This is a genomic window from Singulisphaera acidiphila DSM 18658 (assembly GCF_000242455.2).
Taxonomy (GTDB): Bacteria; Planctomycetota; Planctomycetia; order Isosphaerales; family Isosphaeraceae; genus Singulisphaera; species Singulisphaera acidiphila.
The window spans coordinates 2,796,354-2,814,852 of record NC_019892.1 but is presented as its reverse complement, the minus strand read 5'-3'; the positions used below and the strand labels follow the sequence as shown (position 1 = coordinate 2,814,852).

The following is an 18,499-nucleotide window of genomic DNA, read 5'->3' as shown; positions in this document are numbered from 1 at the left end:
AAATTGAGCAAAAGTCTTCACTTACTTAAGCAACAACAAGACCCAGAGCAAGCCCGCGACGCCCAGCGCCGTCACGGCCGCATAGTACTGGATCAGGCCGTTCTGCAAAGGAGCCAGCACCTCTCGGCCGAGCAGCCGAGGCATCCAGGCGGTGCCACGAACCAATGCTCCGTGGAGGAACCATTCATCGAGGAACGCACTGATCGACGCGAACATTCGCAGCGGGCGAATGAACAGCATCTCATAGAGTTCGTCGACGTAGAATTTGTCACAAGATGCCTTGTAGAGCGGCTTCAGAGTCCGCGCGAGCCGAGCCGGAATCGGGCTGGGCACTGCGTAAAGGAAGTAGCTTGCGACAAGGCCGATAAGACCGACCAGGGTGCCGACGAGCGGGGTCGAGATATCAAATTTGTGAGGATGGTCGGGATGTCCGAGAGTCTCGAATGCGAACGATCGCATGATGTGATGCTCGAACAAACCGGTCGGGCCAAAGAGCAAGCCGACGACCAAGGCACATCCGGCCAGGCCAATCAAGGGGTAGGTCATCACGGGGGGCGACTCGTGCCCGAAGTGCGAGTCATGCCCGTCGCCATGTCCATGTCCATGCCCGTGATCGTCATGGGCCGCGCCGTGGGCGTGGGAATCCTCTGTCTCCTCGGCTTCGGGATCGTCAGGGCTAGGGAGCTTCTCGGGACCAAAGAAGGTCATGAAGAATGCCCGCCCCGTGTAAAAGGCGGTCATGGCGGCCGTGATCAGGGCAATCACATAGATGGCGGAATAAGCCGTCGCGGCTCGGCCGTGGCCGGCCGCATGCGAGGCTTCTTTCAGGGCCGCCAGAATCTCATCCTTGCTGAAGAAGCCGGCGAACGGGGGGATACCGGAGAGAGCCAAACCGCCGATGGCGAAGGTCCAGCAAGTGATCGGCATCCGATAACGGAGGCCACGGAACCGTCGCATGTCGATAACCCCACCCATGGAGTGCATCACACTGCCGGAGGCGAGGAACAGCAACGCTTTGAAGAAGGCGTGAGTGAACAGGTGGAACATCGCGGCAAAGACCGCGAGTTTCGCCACCGTGCCGACGCCCGCTCCCAGGCCCATGAACATATAGCCGAGCTGGCTCACGGTCGAATACGCCATCACCCGCTTCAGGTCGGTCTGAGTGACCGCGATCGAGGCGGAAAGAAGCGCCGTGAGGCAGCCGATGGAGGCGATCAACAACTGAACGTTGGGGGCCAATGCGATCAGAGGAGTCGACCGAGCGATTAGGTAGACGCCCGCCGTGACCATCGTCGCGGCGTGGATGAGGGCCGAAACCGGGGTCGGACCTTCCATCGCGTCGGGAAGCCAGACGTAGAGCGGGACCTGGGCACTCTTGGCAGTCGCAGCCCAGAAGAGCAAGAAGGCGATCCCTTCGATCGTTCCTTGGGGCAGACCGGCCAGGGTGGATGCGCTCAGGACGTTGCCGTAGCTCAGGTCATGGTTGGGCACCACGGTCCAGAGCCAGAACAAGGCGATGGCAAAGCCGAAGTCACCCACCCGATTGACCAGGAACGCCTTCTTCGCCGCTGCCGCCGCCGATGGCTTCGCGTGCCAGAAGCCGACCAGCAGATAACTACAAGTGCCCACACCTTCCCAGAAGGCATAGGTCAACACGTAGTTGTTCGAGAGGACGAGCCCGGTCATCGAGAAGACGAAGAGCCCCACGCAGGTGAAGAACCGAGGATACCCCGGATCTCCGGCCATGTAGCCCGACGCATAGATGGCAACCAGGGTCGACACGAATGTGACCATGGACAGCATCATCGTTGTCAGGCCGTCGACCCGGAACTGGATCGGCACGTTCAGGTTAGTGAACTCCAACCAGCGATAGACGGTAACGACTTGATCGGGCCCGGCGGAAAACAAGAGGCCGAGCGAAACGAGGAATGCGAGGAAGATGCCGACGACCACCGGCAGATGCGCCTTCTCTCGCAATTCTCGCCCAAAGGCAGCCGTGATCAACGCCCCGAGGAGGGGGAAGAACGGCACAAGCCAGGCGTTGTTCACGAACAGATTCGACACAGCGGCGCTCCCATCATCGGTCTCACTCGTCGGGCGTGGCATTCACGTCGATCGAAAGCTCAATTCAGCTCTGCTCAGACTCGTCGTTCCATCCAGGGGGTCTGCGGGTGCGACGGCTCGACCCCGGACGGGATCAGTTGCGGATAAGATTCAGGACCAGGGACCGCCTCAGCCGGTTCGGCGTTCGACTCCTCGACGGACAAGGTCGCAAGCGGCTGACCCGGCTCACGAATATCTTGCCAGAGTGTCACGTCGAGTGAAGACCGGCGGTTGTACAGGACCAAGATCAACGCAAGCGCGATCGAAGCCTCGCACGCCGCAACCGTCAGGATCACAATTGTGAAGACCTGCCCCGACCAGTTGCCATGGTAGCGACCAAAGCCGACCAAGGTCAGGGCGACCCCTTGGAGCATCATTTCGGCCGAGAGAAACATCACGATCAGGTTGCGCCGGGAGAGGAAGCCGAGCATCCCCAAGGCCATCAGCCCGGCCCCAACCAACAGGAAATTCCTCAGGATCTCAAACGTGAAATCATCGGGAGGCGGCATGTCGAAGCTCACTTCCTCTCGTGTCTGATCAGGATGAACCGAAGCGATCCAGGAGGTCCGCTTAAATGTTTGCCGAGGGGGCGACCTGACGGTCTCCGGGACGGATCGGTGGCTTCGGCGGCGCGATCGACAGGGCAGCGATCAGGGCGACGAATAGCAAGGCTCCGGCCAACTCCACAGTCACAAGGTTATCGGTGAACAGCGTCTCACCCAGCCCGGCGACATGCGGCTTGGCCAGCCCATTCTTGTCGTTCAGTTGCGAGGTGCTCCGTGACGCCCTGTCGAGAACCGCTCCAAACTTCGGATTCACGAGGGCAAGGTCGCGGGTACGCACCAATCGTTGCTCCGGACCATTCTTGATTCCTTCGGGAGAAACCGAAGGAGGTCGAACGGTAAAGAGCGAATACAACAGGGCCCAAAAGAGCAAGAAGCAGGTCAGAGTGGCTCGGAACGGCGAACGTGCGGAGCGATCGTACTGGGCCCGCCCTTCCATCTGAGCCAACATGATCACGAAAAGGAACGTGACGATGATCGCACCCGCATACACGATCACGGTCCCTGCCGCGAGAAACTGAGCCCCCTCGAGCAGGAACAGTCCCGAGGTGGAGAGCACCACGGCTGCAAACCAGAGGGCACTGTAGATCGGGTTCCGTGCCGTAATTGTCAGGAGGGCCGCCGACAGCGCGGTGAAGCTGAAGAGATAGAAGAAGACCCCGGACAAGAAGGGGCCCGGCGGCGTCCAGAAGAGGGCGAAGAGGAGCAAGGCCAACGCCGTCAGCCCTCCTCCCACCGCTTGCATCCGCCTGGGCTTGGTCGTTCCGAGCCGATGAGGCAGCAGCAGGTACGTGCCCACAGCCCCAAGAACAACCACCACGGCAGCCAGCGTCAGATCGTTTGCCTGTGTGTCCACAGTTGCAAGTTCCCTTGTCAGTACAGGCTTAGGAAAGAGGCTGGTTCGGCTGCGCGGGTGCACCCGGCGGCACGGTGGTTGGCCCCTTGCCAAACCGCATCGGTTCGGCGTCCTTGGTCACGTCGAAGACCGAGAGGAGTTTGGCCTTGTCGAATATCATCTGTTCACGCGAGAGACCGGTCAAGTCGTAGAGGCCGGTCAATTCGATCGCCTCGACGGGGCAGGCCTCTTCGCACATCCCACAGTAGATGCAGCGAAGCTCGTCGATCACGAAGCTCTCGCAGTACTTCTCACGGTCAGGCCAGGTCTCGGGAGCCGTGGCGCCCACGATATCGATGCAGTGCGCGGGGCAGGCCGTCGCGCAGAGCATGCAGGCCACGCACTTGACCCGTCCCTGCTCGTCCTTATTGAGGCGATGGACGCCTCGATAGTTCGGGCTCGGAACGTGTTGCTCTTCCGGATACTGAACCGTGATCGCCTTGTTGAAGAAGGCAACGCCCGCCATGTGCCGAGCGGTGACGGCCAATCCGGCGACGATCTGGGGGAGGTAAGTCCTCTCCATCAGGTTCAGCTTCGGAGGCGTCAGTCGCTTCAAACTCGGGTCATCGGCACGCACGCGTAAAACTCCTCAACGAAACGTAGTGGATCAACGAAAACTGGCCCCATTGATACCGACGAACCAGATCTGACGGTTCCCATCAATAGCGTGACATAACAAGCTGAACGATGGCCGCCGTGGCCACGAGATTCACGAGCGAGAGGGGAATCAACGACTTCCAGGCCAGATCCATGAGCGTATCGTAGCGAAAGCGGGGGAGGGTCCAACGCACCCACATCATGAAGAAGATCATCATGCCCACCTTCCCCATCATGATGAAGCACTTCACCAGGGACCAGAAAAAGCCAACCTGCTCCTGGCTCGTCACAAAGGGAAGGTCCCAACCGCCGAAGAAGAGGATGACCGTCAGGTAGCTGACCGTGATCACGTTCAGGTATTCACCCAGGAAGAACATGCCGAACTTCATCGCCGAATACTCGGTGTGAAATCCGCCGACCAACTCCTGCTCGCTTTCGGGCAAGTCGAAAGGCAATCGATTTGTCTCGGCGAAGGCGCTGATCAAGAAGAGGAGGCAGCCAAGCGGTTGAACGAACACGCCCCAGACATGCTTGTCCTGCCAGTTGATGATCGTGTTGAGGTCGAGCGAACCGGCAATCAGGACGATCCCGAGGATCGACAATCCCAACGGAATCTCGTAGCTGATCAACTGGGCACTCGAGCGAAGTCCGCCGAGGAACGAGTACTTGTTGTTCGATGACCAGCCCGCCAGGATGACCCCGTACACGCCGAGGCTTCCCACGGCGAAGATGTAAAGAATGCCAATATCAACGTTGGGGGCGAGTTGAAACTGGATCGGATTGCCGGGTCCAACACCACCGAACGGGACGACCGCGAACGAGATGGTCGCCGCGAAGATCGCGATCATCGGCGCGAGGATGAAGACCGGTTTGTTGACGTAGGACGGAACCATGTCTTCTTTGAGAAGCATCTTGGCGCCGTCGACCAAGGGCTGAAGCAGCGCAAACGGGATCCCGAATTCACGACCCGCGCGGTTCGGTCCGATCCGGTCCTGCGCATAGGCCGCGATCTTCCGTTCGGCGAGGATGAGGTAAGCGACCGCCCCTTGGGAGATCCCAACCACCACGCCGATCTTGATCAGCACCCCTACGACCAGCCAAAACGTCATTGATCCATTTCCTCGATCAGGAGCATGCCGGAATCAGTGTCCACCAGAATCTCAACGGGTTGCCCGTCCGCGAATCTCGATCCAGACCTCAACCGATGCGAACGTTGCGTTTCACCTCAGCTCCGAACAGAAAGCAAGTCCTCGAGGCTGAACGGCCTCGAGGTCTTCGACGTCGGATGTCTTAGGCGTCCTTCCCCCCCCTGGGACTCGGCTCGCTCGAGTGGTCCGTTTTGGCGCCACGCGGCTGCATCCAGGCATCACGAAAGGCGACACCGGCACCGACAGGCTCAGCTGAACCGAGAATCGCGCCGAAAGGTGCGACCTGTCCGCCCTCAGCAATGGAGAAACCAGGGACGACCCCTGCCAGTTCGGCAAGGATCTCGCGAGATTGCACCGGCCCGGTGGAGCGACCGATCAGGATCGCCAGGAGATCAAGGTCGGGCAGCGAACCATCACGCGGCGGCAGGGAGGCCTCCGCATATTGGAGACGACCGTCGGCATTGACGTAGCAGCCCGCCTTCTCGGCGAAAGTCGCACCCGCCAAAACCACGTCGGCCGCTTGAGCGAGTTCGGTGACGAGCGTGTCCTGGACGACCAGGAACTCCACCTTCGGCCGAAGCTTCTTGACGTCTTCTTCGGTGAAGGCCGCTTCGATCGCATCCGAGACCACGAAGAGGCCGCGGAACTCGCCGTGGCCTGCACGGCCGGAGATCGAGGCGAAATCGATGACCTGACCTTGGAAGTGCTCGAGAATTGCTTCAACACCTCGACGGTTCGGGCACTTCTCGGCGTGGATCGTGAACGGCCGAGGAACCACGAAACTGGTGTCGCCCGTTCGGCCTTTCTGAAGGTCGGGTTGGAACGTTTGATCCACCCCGGATCGGGGGACGGGCCCCAGCGCCAGAACGTTGGCGGGGTTCAAACCTTTCAGGTAGGTGGCCAACAAGTAGGCCTCCTCCACCGTCATGAACGGCGAAAGAATGCCCGCCACCAGACCGCCCGCTTCGGAAATTCGCGCGAGGCCCTGGCCGGCGTCTTTGAGTGCTTGATCGATCGAGGCCGGTTTCAGATCCCCTTGCGTGCGAACGTACATGGCGTTCAGCAAAGCAGGATCATTCGCATCCTTATAGCCGTATCGGCCTTCGTCGCACATCCAGTAGTCGTTGACGTTCGGATTGAACCTGGGCTTGTATCGCCAGAGCTGCCCGCGATTCTCCTCGGCACTGACGTTACAGCCGGTCGAGCAGCGCGTGCAGACCGAGTCGTGCTTCGAAAGGAACCAGACCCGTTGCTTATGCAGGAAATCTTTGTCGAGCAACGCGCCCACCGGACAGATGTCGACGACATTGCCCGCCAGTGGGTTCTCGAGCGGGTGATCCGGAAAGGTGTTGATCTCGGCGTGGTTCCCTCGGTTCATCACCTGGAGCTCACCGGTCTGGGTGATCTCCCGGGTGAACCGGACGCACCGGGTGCACATGATGCACCGGTCCTGATTGAGCTGAATCAGGTCGGAGACGTCTTTGCGAGGGTTGACCGTACGCTCTTCGACGAACCGGTGGTTGGCCTGGCCATGCTCATAGCTATAGTCTTGGAGCCCGCATTCACCCGCCTGGTCGCAAACGGGGCAGTCGAGCGGGTGGTTGATCAGGAGGTATTCCATGATCATCCGCTGGTGCTCTTTAACCTTGGGGCTATCGGTCACGAGCACGGTCGCGTCTTTGGCCGGGGTCTGACAGGCCGGGACGAGCTTCGGGATCATCTTGATCTCGCCCGTCTTCGGATCCTTGTTCCCGACCTCGATTTCGCACATCCGACAGTTGGCCACGACGGAGAGCGCGGGGTGCCAACAGTAGTAAGGGATGTCGACTCCGACGCGGGAGGCCATCTGAATCGCGTTGAGCTTCTCCCCTTCGGGGATTTCGTGCTCTTGGCCGTTGATGAAGATCGTCGCCATCGGGATCCTTGAGTCTAGTTGAGGGCGTGTTGGCCACGCCAATCGGCGAAGACTTTCGGCGTGAAAATCACGCCCAACAGTGACGTTCTCCGTCCCACATCGATCTGAGTCAGACCGAGGGGAGCGACCTCAGGGAGCCGTTGGTCGGCCCATTCAAAATCGGCAGCAAGGGATCGACCGAGAGCCCGTGAGCGATCCGCTCCTGGAGCGGAGTGACCGCATACTTCGGGTTCTGATGGGTCTTGATGTAATCCTCAAACTCGCCGCGGAACTTCGCCAGCACGTTCTTCACAGGCCAGGCCGCACCATCAGCGAGGCCACAAATCGTGGTCCCCGGAATGATGCCCAAGTTGTTCGCCATGTTGACCAAGATGTCGAGGTCTTCCAAACGACCACCGCCCGCCTTGATTCGCTTCAAGGTCTTATACATCCAGGCGGTCCCTTCGCGACAGGGCGTGCACTGACCGCAGCTCTCATGGGCGAAGAAACGGGCACAGTTATAGAGATAGTCGACCATGCTCGTATGGTCGTCCATCACGGTGACTGCAGCCGTTCCGAGACCCAGGCAGCCTGGCTTGCGAAGACCGTCGAAGTCGAGCGGAGTATCGAGCTCTTCGGCTGAGAGAAGCCCCATGCTGATCCCCCCCGGAACGGCGGCCTTGGCCTTCCGTCCCTTCCAGACGCCCCCCGCGTGTTTGTCGATCAACTCGCGGCAGGTCACACCCAAGGGGAGCTCGACGCAAACTTGTTTGTTCACATGCCCCGAGACGCAGTAGAGCTTCGGACCATAGCTTTTGGGCGTCCCGATCGACTTGAACCAGTCGGCCCCTCGCTCGATGATGTGGGGCACGCAGCAGAGCGTCTCGACGTTATTGACAACCGTCGGCTTGCGAAAGGCCCCTTCAATCGCCGGGAAGGGGGGCTTGATCCGGGGCCAGCCCCGCTTGCCTTCAAGGCTTTCGATCAAGCCGGTCTCTTCGCCGCAGATGTAAGCGCCTGCTCCGCGATGGACCCAGATATCGAGGTCGAAGCCCGACCCGTAAATGTTTTTGCCGAGGTGACCCGCCGCCCTTGCTTCGGCGATCGCCTCTTCCATGATCCGGTAGCCGTTGATGTATTCGAACCGGAGGTAGAGGTAGGCGGTCGATGCCCTGGTGGCAAAGCAGGCGATCGCGATCCCTTCGATGAACTGGTGCGGGTCGCGCTCGATCAAGAGCCGGTTATTGAACGTCGACGGCTCGCTCTCATCTCCATTGATGCACATCAGAGTTTCTTTCCGATCTTTCGGAAGGAAACTCCACTTCAGACCGCAGGGGAAACCGGCGCCACCTCGGCCTCGCAGCTCCGAATCCTTGACGAGCGAGACCACCTGGTCGGGGTCCATCGTCGTCAGGGCCTTCCGCGCCGCCTGGTAACCCCCGCGCGACTCGTAAACTTTCAGCGTGCGACTATCGGGCACGTTCCAGTTGCGACTCAGGACGGGTTCAAACTCGGCCACGGCCTTAAACTCCTGCGAGCAATTCGAGACGAAGAACGAACGTGCGTGCCGCACTCCGATTTGATTCTCAAGCGACGGGCTTCGGACCCGCCTTCAGATCGTCGAGCATTGCGTCCACTTTGTCGGACGTCAGTGGACCGAAGATCCGCCCGTCATCGGCCAAGGCCGCAGGGGCGAAATCGCAGATTCCCAGGCACTCGGCGAACTCCACGGTCAACTTTCCGTCAGGGGTGGTCTGCCCCGGCTCGATACCCAGCTTGTGGCAGGCGTGTTCGAGCATCTCTTCGCCACCGGTCAGCATGCACGAGATCGATCGGCAGACCCAGACTCGCACGTCGCCGATCGGCGCCTGGGGAAAGAATCCGTAGAAGCTCATGGTGTCATGAACTTCAGCCGGCGTGATCTCGAGAATCTCGGCGATCTCGGCCATTGCCTGGAACGGGACACACCGAAAGTGCTCATGAACGATGTGGAGCGCGGGTAAGGTGACCGCGCGCTTGCTCGGATACCGCGGGATGAACGCCCGGATCTTCTCGCGGATCGGCTCCGAGAGCATCGTGATTTTGGCAATTGACTCGGCGGCCATCGATCCCATTCCTCAAACCCGGGGAGTCAGACGAGTGTTGAACCCGAACCCTTTGTGATGATCAGCGGTCCAGCTCGGCGGCAATGATGTTAAGACTTCCCAAGATTGCCACCACATCCGCGATCAAGTGATCTTTGATGATGTGGGGGAAAATCTGGAAGTGAATGAACGAAGGGGGCCGCGTCCGTGTGCGCCAGGCAACCTGGCTGCCATCGGTGATCAGGTAGTAACCAAGTTCACCGTTGGGCGCTTCGACCGCAGCGTAGATTTCGTTCTTGGGAGACTCGAAACCACGGTTGGGCATGATCAGCTCGAAGTGCTGGATCAGGCCTTCCATGCTGTTGTAGACCGAGCCCTTGTCGGGAAGCGGAAACTTCTCGGCGATCGGGACGTTGACCGGTCCGGTCGGCAGATTTCCGAGGGCTTGAGTGATGATCCGGTGGCTCTGCCGCATCTCTTCCATGCGGACGAAGAACCGGGCGTAGCAATCCCCCTCGGTCATGTACGGCACGTCGAAGTCAAAGTCGCGATAAGCCAAGTACGGCTGATCTTTGCGAAGGTCGAACGTCACCCCACTGGCTCGGGCGAGCGGCCCTGCGACCGAGAGGCTGATGGCGTCTTCCTTCGTCAGGATCCCGACGCCTCGCGTTCGATCCAGGAAGATCCGGTTCCTGAAGAGCAGCTTCTCCATGTCGGAATAGACTTTGGGAAAGCTGTCGAGGACTGTCTGGACTTTTCGGATCACCCGATCGTTGAAGTCGTGGAGGACGCCGCCGACACGCGTGTAACCGGGGTGGAACCGATAGCCCGACATCTCTTCGTAGACGTCGTAGATCTGTTCTCGGAGATTGAAGGCGAAGAGGAAGGCTGTGAATGCACCAAGGTCGAGCGCGGCGGCCCCCGAACAGAGCAGGTGATCGCTCATCCGGGCGAGTTCGCTGATGATCACCCGGATGTACTGGCAGCGCTTGGTCAGCTCGATGTCGAGCAAGGTCTCGACCGCATGGTGCCACGCCACCTCATTCATGGGCGGGCTGATATAATTCTTGCGGTCGACGATCGTCACATACTGGTTGAAATTCAGGTGTTCGCCGAGCTTCTCGAACCCTGAATGCAGGTAACCGATGTCGGGCGTCGCCTTCACGATCCGCTCACCATCCAATTCGAGGATGAGTCGAAGGGTCGTGTGCGTCGCGGGGTGCTGAGGCCCGAAGTTGAGGGTCCAAGTAAATTGCTTGGAGTCCGCGGCAAGTTCGGGATCGTCGAGCAAGTTGGCCGGCATTGATCTGGCACCTGCGGAAAAACGGCGTTCGTTTCAACGTGAGACAATACAGTACGAGTTGGACGGCGGCCTTGACCGCGTCCTCACGACTCCCCGCGCGTTAGGCGCGGGAAGTTGTGTCGTTCGCCGCGTCCTCGCAACGGATAATCTTTCCGAAGCGGGAACGCCGTGAACTCGTCGGGCATCAAGATTCGACGCAGGTCGGGGTGCCCCGCGAATTTGATTCCGTACATGTCGAACACTTCACGTTCCATCCAGTCCGCGCCCAGCCAAAGGGGCACAACCGAAGGAATCGTCGGTTCGGGATCGTCCACAGCCACCTTGACAACCAGAAATTCGGCCGTCTCAAGGTTTCTCAGGACATAGTGAACTTCGAACCGAGGAGCCGTTCGCCCGGGATACCCAAGATAGTCGGCCCCGCCAAGCTCGGAGAGCATCGCGAAACCACACTGATCCTTGAGCGTGCGAAGCAGTTCAACCAACCGATCAGGCGAAACGTAGAGTCGGAGGTTGTCTCGGAACCGCGTCTGCGTATAAACCCCGTCGCCGAAAACGCGCGTGAGCGTGGCCAAAGTGGCGGCGTGAGGATCAACGGGCGAGGTTGTCTCGGTGTTCATGGTTATCGGCTCTCTCACTCCGAGTCGCGAATCACTTGGTATCGTCAGAGCCGAGCAGACCTGGTCCGCCAGGAAGCCGGTAGCCAAACCGATCTTCGTCACCTCGTTCGCGGGTCACGGAATAGCCCGCCGGGACGTCGCGTTTTTCTTCGATCATCTTCTCGCGTTCGAGCAGCTCGGGGAGACCAAGGCCCGCGAGCGAACCGCCGCGTTGAATCTTCTCCTGGAGGTCCATCACCGCCCGAAGGATCTGTTCGGGGCGTGGCGGGCATCCGGGGATATAGATGTCGACCGGGATGAATCGATCGATCCCTTGAACGACTGCGTAGGTATCGAAGATGCCCCCCGTCGAGGCACAGGCCCCCATGCTGATGCACCACTTCGGCTCGGGCATCTGGAGCCAGATCCGTTGGAGGACCGGCATCATCTTCATTGCCACGCGGCCCGCGACGATCATCAAGTCGCACTGTCTGGGAGTGAACCGCATAACCTCAGCGCCGAACCGGGCGAGGTCGAATCGGCTCGCACCGACGGCCATCAGTTCAATTCCGCAGCAGGCGGTGGCAAACGGCATCGGCCAGAGGCTGTACTTCCGGCAGTAGTTCACCACCGAGTCGAGCGTGGTGACAATCGTGTTTTCGGGGACCTCGACCTTGCCAGCAGGCTGAATCGAGACGGCCGAACCCGTGGCACCCGGGATGGTGATCGGGGCGCCACTCTGTTTGTTTGAGCCTATCGCCACTCGAACACCCCCTTCCGCCACGCATAGGCGAAACCTGCGGCCAAGATCACGACAAAAACCAGGATTTCGCCAAACACGAGGTTACGAAACTCAGGCGGGATGCCGGCCAGGACCGTTCCCAAGACCGCCGGGGCACCAACTTTGGCGTCTGAAACCGCCGCTGCCGCCGTCACGGTCGGGCCTGCGCTCCACTGAGCGACGGCCCAGGGATAGAGAAAGAGCAGTTCCACATCGAACAAGAGAAACACGATGGCCACGAGATAGTAGCGAACGTCGAACCGCTGCCGGGCATCACCGATCGGGTCCATACCCGACTCGTAGGGCATCTGCTTGACGGCCGTCTTCCTCTTCGGGCCAAGGATCGCGCTGGCGGCGGTCATCCCCACCGCGACGGAGATCCCGACCAAAATCAACAGAAATATCGGCGTGAACTCTGTACCCATCTGTCGCGAGACCGCCCGGCCCGCCTCACTGGCGTTTCGTGCTTTGTGAAACTGTTCACAAAGTCGAACCAAAAAAATCCCAGCTCGAAAGCCGGGACCAACACGGGAGACGTCAACGATCATACGCAAGATGATCGAGATAACAAGGGGGGACCGGATTCAGTCCTCCTCCCCCCCGAGTTTACTGCGGTTTTTTGGCTCTGATTTCGCGTAAACGTCGTTGCCTTATCGCACATTTTGATGAGGGAACCTTACTTCGGCTTGGATGATCCCGAGCGCGGTGCGAGGCCTGGAGCCGTGAGCCGACCGGCATCGAGTTCGTCGCTTTCCCGAAGAATGTCCGAGGGCTTTCGTTGGCGTGGGGCCGGTTTGGTAGACAAAGTCGACGGAGCCGCCCCTGTCCCAGACGCTGGGGCCGCGCTTCTCCGGCGTGCGGTGGGAGCCACAGCGCCGTCCTCGGTTTTTGGTGTCGCGGTGTTCGGACTCGTTGCTCGGGCGGCCTGACCGCGAGGATTGGCGAGGTCGCGAGAAACCTTGTTGGCGTCCCTGGTGTAGGCTCGGTAAAGTTCGGCTCGCTTCCGAGGGTCCCGTTCTTTCAGGTAGGCGATGTACTTGTCGTGCTTCGATCGCTGGTCCTGTTGAAACGCCTTATCGCTCTCCTGGTTGGGCTGGTAGATCCGCCCATAATCTTTGTCATATTGGCGATAGGCTGAGTAATAGGGGATCCCCGGCCCACTCCGTCTTCGCCCGGTGCCCAATTCGTCCGAGGGACCTTCCTCGGAGTCCAAGAACCTCTGAAATTGGTTGGCCCCGCCATACCCACCCCGTTCGAGTAGGTTCTGGTTGGGGGTAAGGCCATAGCCTGACGGGTAAGCTGGGTAGACGAATTGTTCGTATTGTTGATTGTACGGTTTATAAGGATCGGCGGTGTGATCTTGGGCCTTTGCTGATCCGACCCAGCCCATTGAGGTCAGGACGAACAGACCAGCACTGGCGAGACGCCGGAAATCTTTGGATCGTTCCACCGACATCGGCCACTCCTTTTGTTCAAAGAGGCCTCCGACTTTCCACGTCAGTCGGGAGGATCGATGGGCAACAGGCGCGCCGACCCATCTTTCATTCTAGCATGCCGAACCCCGTCGACCATGGTCCCAACCGCTCGCAGCGAATTTGCGGCTTGGGTTGGTCTCAGGAATTCAGTGTGCCCGGCGAGTGCTACCTTTTAGGCAAGACGAGAGGGGCCGTGGTGGTGAATTCGACCTCTCGGCTCAGCTTTGGGCGCGTTGCGTCCCTCTTGCTCTTGATCGGGAGCTTGCTCCATTGTGCTTGAGATCGACCCTTGAAATCCTTGTCAAGATCAGGAAATTCTGCCGCCTGAAGTGATTTTGGGGGTGTTGAGCGTGAAATCACTTGAATTTGGAAAGGGGAGGTTGGTCAGGTTAGCTGGCTGCTTCGCAATACGGTGGAAACGGGTCAGGAATGGGATATGATGGTGAGATCGCGGCAAGGGTCGTTCGCGTTCTACCGCCTGGTTTCGCCGCCGGGCTCGCCTCACCATGGATGGGCCAATCTGGGGAGTTTCTGATGATTGGTGCGTATCTCGCGTTTGCCGTCCTGGTCGGTCAGGTCCCCGCGTCCGATCCGATGGTCCTTGTCACCCAGTTGGGTTCGGCACGCTATGCGCAACGAGAAGCGGCTGCCGCAGCACTCGAGCGAATGGGGCGTCCCGCGCTGGCTGCCTTGCAATCCGTCAGGGACGTTCGAGATCCGGAGATCCGGTCGCGCGCCTCGACCTTGATCACCAAGATCGAAGGGGCCTTGCTGACGAAGCCGACCATGGTGGTTCTCGACTTCCACGATCAGCCGCTCGCGGAGGTCATCCGTGGCTTCAGCGATCAGTCGGGCATCAAGATGGCGATTTATCCGGAACAGACCCCTGCCCTTCAACAGAAACGGATCACCCTCCAGGAATCAGCGCCTCTCCCCTTCTGGAAAGCGTTGGACAGGCTCTGCGACGCGGGTCAGTTGCAATACAACTTCGGGATGCACGGGATGCCGAATGCCCGCGAACTCGTGTTTCCGCTGTTCGCGGGGGCTGGTCGCCCCGCCGGACCGATGTCGGATTACGGCCCGTTCCGAGTGAATCTGGTCGGACTTCACTATCAGCGACACGTCCAGTTCTTTCCCAACGGACAACCGGTGCCGTCGAACCGGCTCGTGTTGCCCAATAACCCTGCCGATCCGAAGCGGCCCGGTTATACCTTGAATGAGGAATTTTACGCCGAGCTCCAGGTGGCCGCCGAGCCAAGGCTCTCGGTCAGCCAGAATGGGCCGCTCAAGCTCACCGAGGCGGTCGACGATCGCGGCCAATCGCTCTTGATTCCCGAGACCAACGCACAGACCCTCCAGCGGCATTCAGCCTACTTCGGCTTGAGCGCTGGCCCTAACCTTCATCTTCAAGCACCGTTGCGACGCCCCGAGCAACCCGGTCAAGAGATCAAGCGACTCCGAGGGGTCTTGCCCGTCGTCGTGGCCACCCGTAAGGGCAACCCGTTGGTCGTTCCCTTGAGCGGATCCAGCGGCAAGTCTTTCCGCAACGAAGAGGCGACGGTGGAAATTCAGGAGATTCGTCTGAATCCGAACACGAATCAGACGAGCATCCAGATTGCTGTCAGAACGAATCGAAGTTCCGGAGGCGATGCGGACCTGTTAGCGGCGATGCCAACCGCAATGCCCCGTCGAACCGAAACCAGCCAGCAGCAGATCGAGGTCCTCGATAGCCAAGGGAAACTGATCCCCTGGTATCCCACCAACGATGGGGAAGGGACACGAATGACGTTGACCCTCACCCCTCACGAGCAAGGTGCCGCCACTGAGCTTCGCTACTATTCAATGGTCCGGGCGGCCACGGAAGTGAACTTCGAGTTCACCGACGTCCCTCTCCCTTGAGCGAGCCTGGGTGAAACGAAGGAAGCCACGACTCGCCCCATTTTTTTTTGCGAATTTAGAGAATCAGGACGAGGTTGTCCTTATGGACAACCTCGTTATAAACGACCGACTCTTCGAGCGATTGACGGGCCTGTTCCGTGCGTAAGCCGCGGATCAGGCGGGCCTCGGCGGTCGCGTAGTTCGTCAATCCTCGGGCGAATTCCTGTCCCTGATCGTCGCGAATTCCCACCACGTCGCCTTTGTCAAATTCACCGACGACTTCGACAATCCCAATGGCGAGCAGACTTCGCGAGCCCGATTCCAGGGCGTGCCTGGCCCCGGAGTCGACGACGTAGTGGCCTTTGGGCCGGGCCGTCAAACCGATCCAGCGCTTGCGAGCGGTTTGCGTTGACCCTCGTGCGAGGAAGAGCGACCCCACCGCTTCTCCCGCCATGATCCGGGTCAGGGGATCAGCCTTTTGGCCGGAAGCGATGATCACCGATCCACCGGCGTGGGTGACCAACCTCGCTGCTTCGAGCTTGCTGCGCATCCCCCCCGTGCCGAGCGTGCTCCGGCTCGTCCCTGCGCGTCCGAAGGTCTCTTCATCGAGATTCACGACGAGCGGAATGGGCTCGCCGCCGATTTGGCCCGTCCCTGGATCGGTGGGATAGAGCCCGTCGACCACGCTCAGGATCACAAGCAAAGGAGCCTGGAGCAGGTTCGTCACCATCGCCGCAAGCCGGTCGTTATCGCCGAACTTGATTTCGGCAACGCTGATCGTGTCGTTCTCGTTGATGATCGGAACGGCGTTCCAGTCAAACAAGGCTGTGAGCGTGTTCCTCATGTTGAGGTAACGGGCACGATTGTCGAAATCCTCGTGCGTCAACAAGAGCTGCGCAGCGTGCCGCCCGTGCCGGCGCAGGCCCTCATCATAGGCGCGGATGAGGTAAGACTGGCCCACGGCCGCCGCAGCCTGAAGTTGTGGCAGATTCTCAGGGCGGCGCGACAGGTTGAGTTGACCCAGTCCGGCTCCGACGGCGCCCGAGCTCACCAGCGCCACCTTTCGGCCGGTCGCCATGACGGCGCAGATCTGCTCGGCGAGGTGGCCGATTCGCGCCGGGTCGAGTCGCCCGTCGCTGTCCGTCAGAACGCTGGTGCCAACCTTGACAACCCAGGTTCGTGCCGAGAGAACCACATCATCGCGAACCAGGTCACGTACCATCGCCATGAATCGAGTCTCAAACGCAAGTAAGGTTGGGGTTTGTCATAACAGGAGTAATGACGCGATCTTCCATAAATCAACAGCGGCGATTATGGCGAAATCAAGCCTCGTTGTCGGTCGCCTTCCGCATGCTCTGAAGGCGCGATGAACGGCCCAAGTCGATTGAGTGAAGGTTGTCTTCAGAGGCGGATGCCATTATAATAAAGTCTCATTACCGGCCCTAGATCAACTGCGTGAACGAGCCAACGGGGCCCCGCGTCTCATTCCCCTTAGTTGCGCCCTCCCCTTCCGAAGCAAGGGCGGGGGCTGGTCAACGGGAACCATCCAAGCTCATGGGCGAACTGAATCACGAGTGCGGCGTGGCAGCCGTCTACCACGCTGCCGGTCCGGCCGTCTCCACGCTCGCGCCGATTTCCGGGGATATCAACAGCGTTACGCGCATGATCCCGCGAATGCTGTTGGATATGCAAAACCGGGGACAGCTCGCGGCGGGTATGACCAGTTTTCACCCCGGGCGCACCGCCCTGCTCAAAACGCACAAGGAAGTGGGGACGGTGGCTGAGGCCTTTCGCCTCAATCACAAGGCGAAATTTGAGGCGATCATGAGGGGCCAAGACGGCCCCGCCGCCATCGGGCACGTTCGCTATGCCACCTGCGGGGGCGCGGACCGCAGCTACGCGCAACCATTCGAACGCGAGCACGGTCGCACAGCCAAGTGGTTCGCGTTCGCGTTCAACGGGCAGCTCGCCAACTATCAAGAACTCAAGCAGGAGTTGCTCGATCAAGGCGACTATCACCTGAAACGGGATACCGACACCGAGATCCTGATGCACCTGCTCAGTCATGAGCTCCAAGGTGAGGGTCTCGAGACCGATTGGCAGGGGGTTTTCAGCCGGCTGGCCGATCGCCTCGACGGCGCTTACAACATTGTGCTGCTGTCGGCCAAAGGCGACCTGATCGTCGCTCGTGATCCCCTCGGTTTTCGACCGCTCTGTGTCGCCGAGCATGGTCCCCTCTTTGCTGCGGCCAGCGAGAGCTCGCCGCTAGCGAACCTCGGATTCCAGAACATTCGTTCCCTCGAGCCGGGAACGATGGTCATCGCTAACCGGACAGGGGTCCGGACCGAGCGGTTCGCCGCCTCACCGCGCCGCGCTCATTGTTTCTTCGAATGGATCTACTTCGCCAACGTGGCGAGCACCCTTGACGATCGCTCGGTCTACCTGAGCCGGGCGACCTTGGGCGAGGAGCTGGCTCGGCTCGAAGACGTCCCCCTCGATCCCGAGACGATCGTCGTCCCGGTCCCCGACACCGCGAAAGCGGCGGCCGACGCCATGGCCTTCGCCCTTGGGGTGCGATCGGTCGAAGGTCTGATGCGCAATCGTTACGTGGGCCGAACGTTCATTGAAGGAACGGCGGATCGGGCGGCCAAGGCCCGTTTGAAGTACACCCCGTTGCCCGAGGTGCTCGCCGGCAAACGCGTCCTCCTGGTCGAGGACAGTATTGTCCGTTCGACCACGATGCGGGCCCTTGTCCACGAGATTCGCGACCGAGGCGGAGCGCGAGAGATTCACCTCCGCGTCGCCTGTCCGCCGATCATCGCTCCCTGTTTTTACGGGATCGATATGTCGCGCCGGGACGAGCTCTTCGCCACGAAGTTCCTCAACGCTCCGGACGGCCGGATTTCGATCGAAGATCAGGACCGGATGGCCCAGGAACTGGGCGCGGATAGCCTACGCTATCTCCCCGTCGAAGCAATCGCACGAGCGGTCTCGATGTCGTCCGACCAGCTCTGTCGTGCCTGCATCACGGGGCAATACCCGAGCAACGCGGGGCAGAAACTCTATCAGCTCGACATCTCCGGCGGTTCCAAAAACAAGGGGGCGAACGGGAAACGTGCTTACGAGATGACTGCCTCAAGCACGACTCGCTCGGCCACTTAGGTTTCGGAAATTCACTTTAC

Annotated in this window: 16 protein-coding genes; 2 read left to right on the top strand and 14 right to left on the bottom strand. The window is 60.1% G+C overall.

Going from position 1 to position 18,499, the window contains the following annotated elements; all coding sequences use genetic code 11:
- Positions 1 to 21: 21 nt before the first annotated feature.
- The 13 genes from nuoL to SINAC_RS11210 all read right to left on the bottom strand — a co-directional run bounded on the left by nuoL (position 22) and on the right by SINAC_RS11210 (position 13,420).
- Positions 22 to 2,106, bottom strand: a complete 2,085-nt coding sequence (nuoL, locus tag SINAC_RS11270; RefSeq protein ID WP_020467649.1) for an NADH-quinone oxidoreductase subunit L — start codon at positions 2,104 to 2,106, stop codon at positions 22 to 24.
- A gap of 32 nt (positions 2,107 to 2,138) precedes the next feature.
- A complete protein-coding gene (gene nuoK / locus SINAC_RS11265; RefSeq protein WP_015245762.1) occupies positions 2,139 to 2,612 on the bottom strand; it encodes an NADH-quinone oxidoreductase subunit NuoK in 474 nt (157 codons plus the stop codon).
- A 61-nt stretch (positions 2,613 to 2,673) separates the two neighbouring features.
- The gene (locus SINAC_RS11260; protein WP_015245761.1) at positions 2,674 to 3,522 is read right to left on the bottom strand and encodes an NADH-quinone oxidoreductase subunit J family protein; all 849 of its coding nucleotides are present in this window, start codon (positions 3,520 to 3,522) and stop codon (positions 2,674 to 2,676) included.
- A 28-nt stretch (positions 3,523 to 3,550) separates the two neighbouring features.
- The gene (locus SINAC_RS11255) at positions 3,551 to 4,138 is read right to left on the bottom strand and encodes a NuoI/complex I 23 kDa subunit family protein (protein WP_015245760.1); all 588 of its coding nucleotides are present in this window, start codon (positions 4,136 to 4,138) and stop codon (positions 3,551 to 3,553) included.
- A gap of 82 nt (positions 4,139 to 4,220) precedes the next feature.
- Complete coding sequence (gene nuoH, locus SINAC_RS11250; RefSeq protein ID WP_015245759.1) at positions 4,221 to 5,267, bottom strand: NADH-quinone oxidoreductase subunit NuoH; 1,047 nt, start codon at positions 5,265 to 5,267, stop codon at positions 4,221 to 4,223.
- Between the two features lie 181 nt (positions 5,268 to 5,448).
- Complete coding sequence (locus tag SINAC_RS11245; protein WP_015245758.1) at positions 5,449 to 7,221, bottom strand: molybdopterin-dependent oxidoreductase; 1,773 nt, start codon at positions 7,219 to 7,221, stop codon at positions 5,449 to 5,451.
- A gap of 109 nt (positions 7,222 to 7,330) precedes the next feature.
- A complete protein-coding gene (nuoF, locus tag SINAC_RS11240) occupies positions 7,331 to 8,719 on the bottom strand; it encodes an NADH-quinone oxidoreductase subunit NuoF (protein ID WP_015245757.1) in 1,389 nt (462 codons plus the stop codon).
- Positions 8,720 to 8,786: 67 nt separating this feature from the next.
- A complete protein-coding gene (locus SINAC_RS11235; protein ID WP_015245756.1) occupies positions 8,787 to 9,305 on the bottom strand; it encodes an NADH-quinone oxidoreductase subunit NuoE family protein in 519 nt (172 codons plus the stop codon).
- A 61-nt stretch (positions 9,306 to 9,366) separates the two neighbouring features.
- Complete coding sequence (nuoD, locus tag SINAC_RS11230) at positions 9,367 to 10,587, bottom strand: NADH dehydrogenase (quinone) subunit D (protein WP_015245755.1); 1,221 nt, start codon at positions 10,585 to 10,587, stop codon at positions 9,367 to 9,369.
- Between the two features lie 83 nt (positions 10,588 to 10,670).
- A complete protein-coding gene (locus SINAC_RS11225; protein ID WP_015245754.1) occupies positions 10,671 to 11,204 on the bottom strand; it encodes an NADH-quinone oxidoreductase subunit C in 534 nt (177 codons plus the stop codon).
- A 31-nt stretch (positions 11,205 to 11,235) separates the two neighbouring features.
- Positions 11,236 to 11,946 carry an NADH-quinone oxidoreductase subunit B gene (locus SINAC_RS11220; protein ID WP_015245753.1) on the bottom strand — a complete coding sequence of 237 codons (711 nt, stop codon included), beginning with the start codon at positions 11,944 to 11,946 and terminating at the stop codon, positions 11,236 to 11,238.
- A complete protein-coding gene (locus tag SINAC_RS11215; protein ID WP_044147517.1) occupies positions 11,937 to 12,389 on the bottom strand; it encodes an NADH-quinone oxidoreductase subunit A in 453 nt (150 codons plus the stop codon). Before SINAC_RS11215 ends, SINAC_RS11220 begins: the two co-directional genes overlap by 10 nt.
- Positions 12,390 to 12,640: 251 nt before the next feature.
- Positions 12,641 to 13,420 (bottom strand): hypothetical protein, encoded by a 780-nt coding sequence (locus tag SINAC_RS11210; protein ID WP_015245751.1) that lies wholly within the window; start codon positions 13,418 to 13,420, stop codon positions 12,641 to 12,643.
- A gap of 553 nt (positions 13,421 to 13,973) precedes the next feature.
- Between SINAC_RS11210 and SINAC_RS11205 the strand changes: the two genes are divergently transcribed.
- Positions 13,974 to 15,338 carry a hypothetical protein gene (locus SINAC_RS11205; RefSeq protein WP_015245750.1) on the top strand — a complete coding sequence of 455 codons (1,365 nt, stop codon included), beginning with the start codon at positions 13,974 to 13,976 and terminating at the stop codon, positions 15,336 to 15,338.
- 55 nt (positions 15,339 to 15,393) lie between these two features.
- On the opposite strand, the gene proB is transcribed toward SINAC_RS11205, so the two are convergent.
- A complete protein-coding gene (proB, locus tag SINAC_RS11200) occupies positions 15,394 to 16,545 on the bottom strand; it encodes a glutamate 5-kinase (RefSeq protein ID WP_015245749.1) in 1,152 nt (383 codons plus the stop codon).
- Positions 16,546 to 16,871: 326 nt separating this feature from the next.
- Here proB and SINAC_RS11195 point away from each other — a divergent pair, with 326 nt between their 5' ends.
- Positions 16,872 to 18,479 carry an amidophosphoribosyltransferase gene (locus SINAC_RS11195; protein WP_015245748.1) on the top strand — a complete coding sequence of 536 codons (1,608 nt, stop codon included), beginning with the start codon at positions 16,872 to 16,874 and terminating at the stop codon, positions 18,477 to 18,479.
- Positions 18,480 to 18,499: the final 20 nt, after the last annotated feature.

Bases quoted from the DNA above. Each gene is read 5' to 3' on its own strand.
- nuoL (WP_020467649.1), bottom strand. From the start codon at position 2,106: ATGCCACGCCCGACGAGTGAGACCGATGATGGGAGCGCCGCTGTGTCG.
- nuoK (WP_015245762.1), bottom strand. From the start codon at position 2,612: ATGCCGCCTCCCGATGATTTCACGTTTGAGATCCTGAGGAATTTCCTG.
- nuoH (WP_015245759.1), bottom strand. From the start codon at position 5,267: ATGACGTTTTGGCTGGTCGTAGGGGTGCTGATCAAGATCGGCGTGGTG.
- SINAC_RS11245 (WP_015245758.1), bottom strand. From the start codon at position 7,221: ATGGCGACGATCTTCATCAACGGCCAAGAGCACGAAATCCCCGAAGGG.
- SINAC_RS11235 (WP_015245756.1), bottom strand. From the start codon at position 9,305: ATGGCCGCCGAGTCAATTGCCAAAATCACGATGCTCTCGGAGCCGATC.
- nuoD (WP_015245755.1), bottom strand. From the start codon at position 10,587: ATGCCGGCCAACTTGCTCGACGATCCCGAACTTGCCGCGGACTCCAAG.
- SINAC_RS11225 (WP_015245754.1), bottom strand. From the start codon at position 11,204: ATGAACACCGAGACAACCTCGCCCGTTGATCCTCACGCCGCCACTTTG.
- SINAC_RS11215 (WP_044147517.1), bottom strand. From the start codon at position 12,389: ATGGGTACAGAGTTCACGCCGATATTTCTGTTGATTTTGGTCGGGATC.
- SINAC_RS11210 (WP_015245751.1), bottom strand. From the start codon at position 13,420: ATGTCGGTGGAACGATCCAAAGATTTCCGGCGTCTCGCCAGTGCTGGT.
- SINAC_RS11205 (WP_015245750.1), top strand. From the start codon at position 13,974: ATGATTGGTGCGTATCTCGCGTTTGCCGTCCTGGTCGGTCAGGTCCCC.
- proB (WP_015245749.1), bottom strand. From the start codon at position 16,545: ATGGCGATGGTACGTGACCTGGTTCGCGATGATGTGGTTCTCTCGGCA.
- SINAC_RS11195 (WP_015245748.1), top strand. From the start codon at position 16,872: ATGGGCGAACTGAATCACGAGTGCGGCGTGGCAGCCGTCTACCACGCT.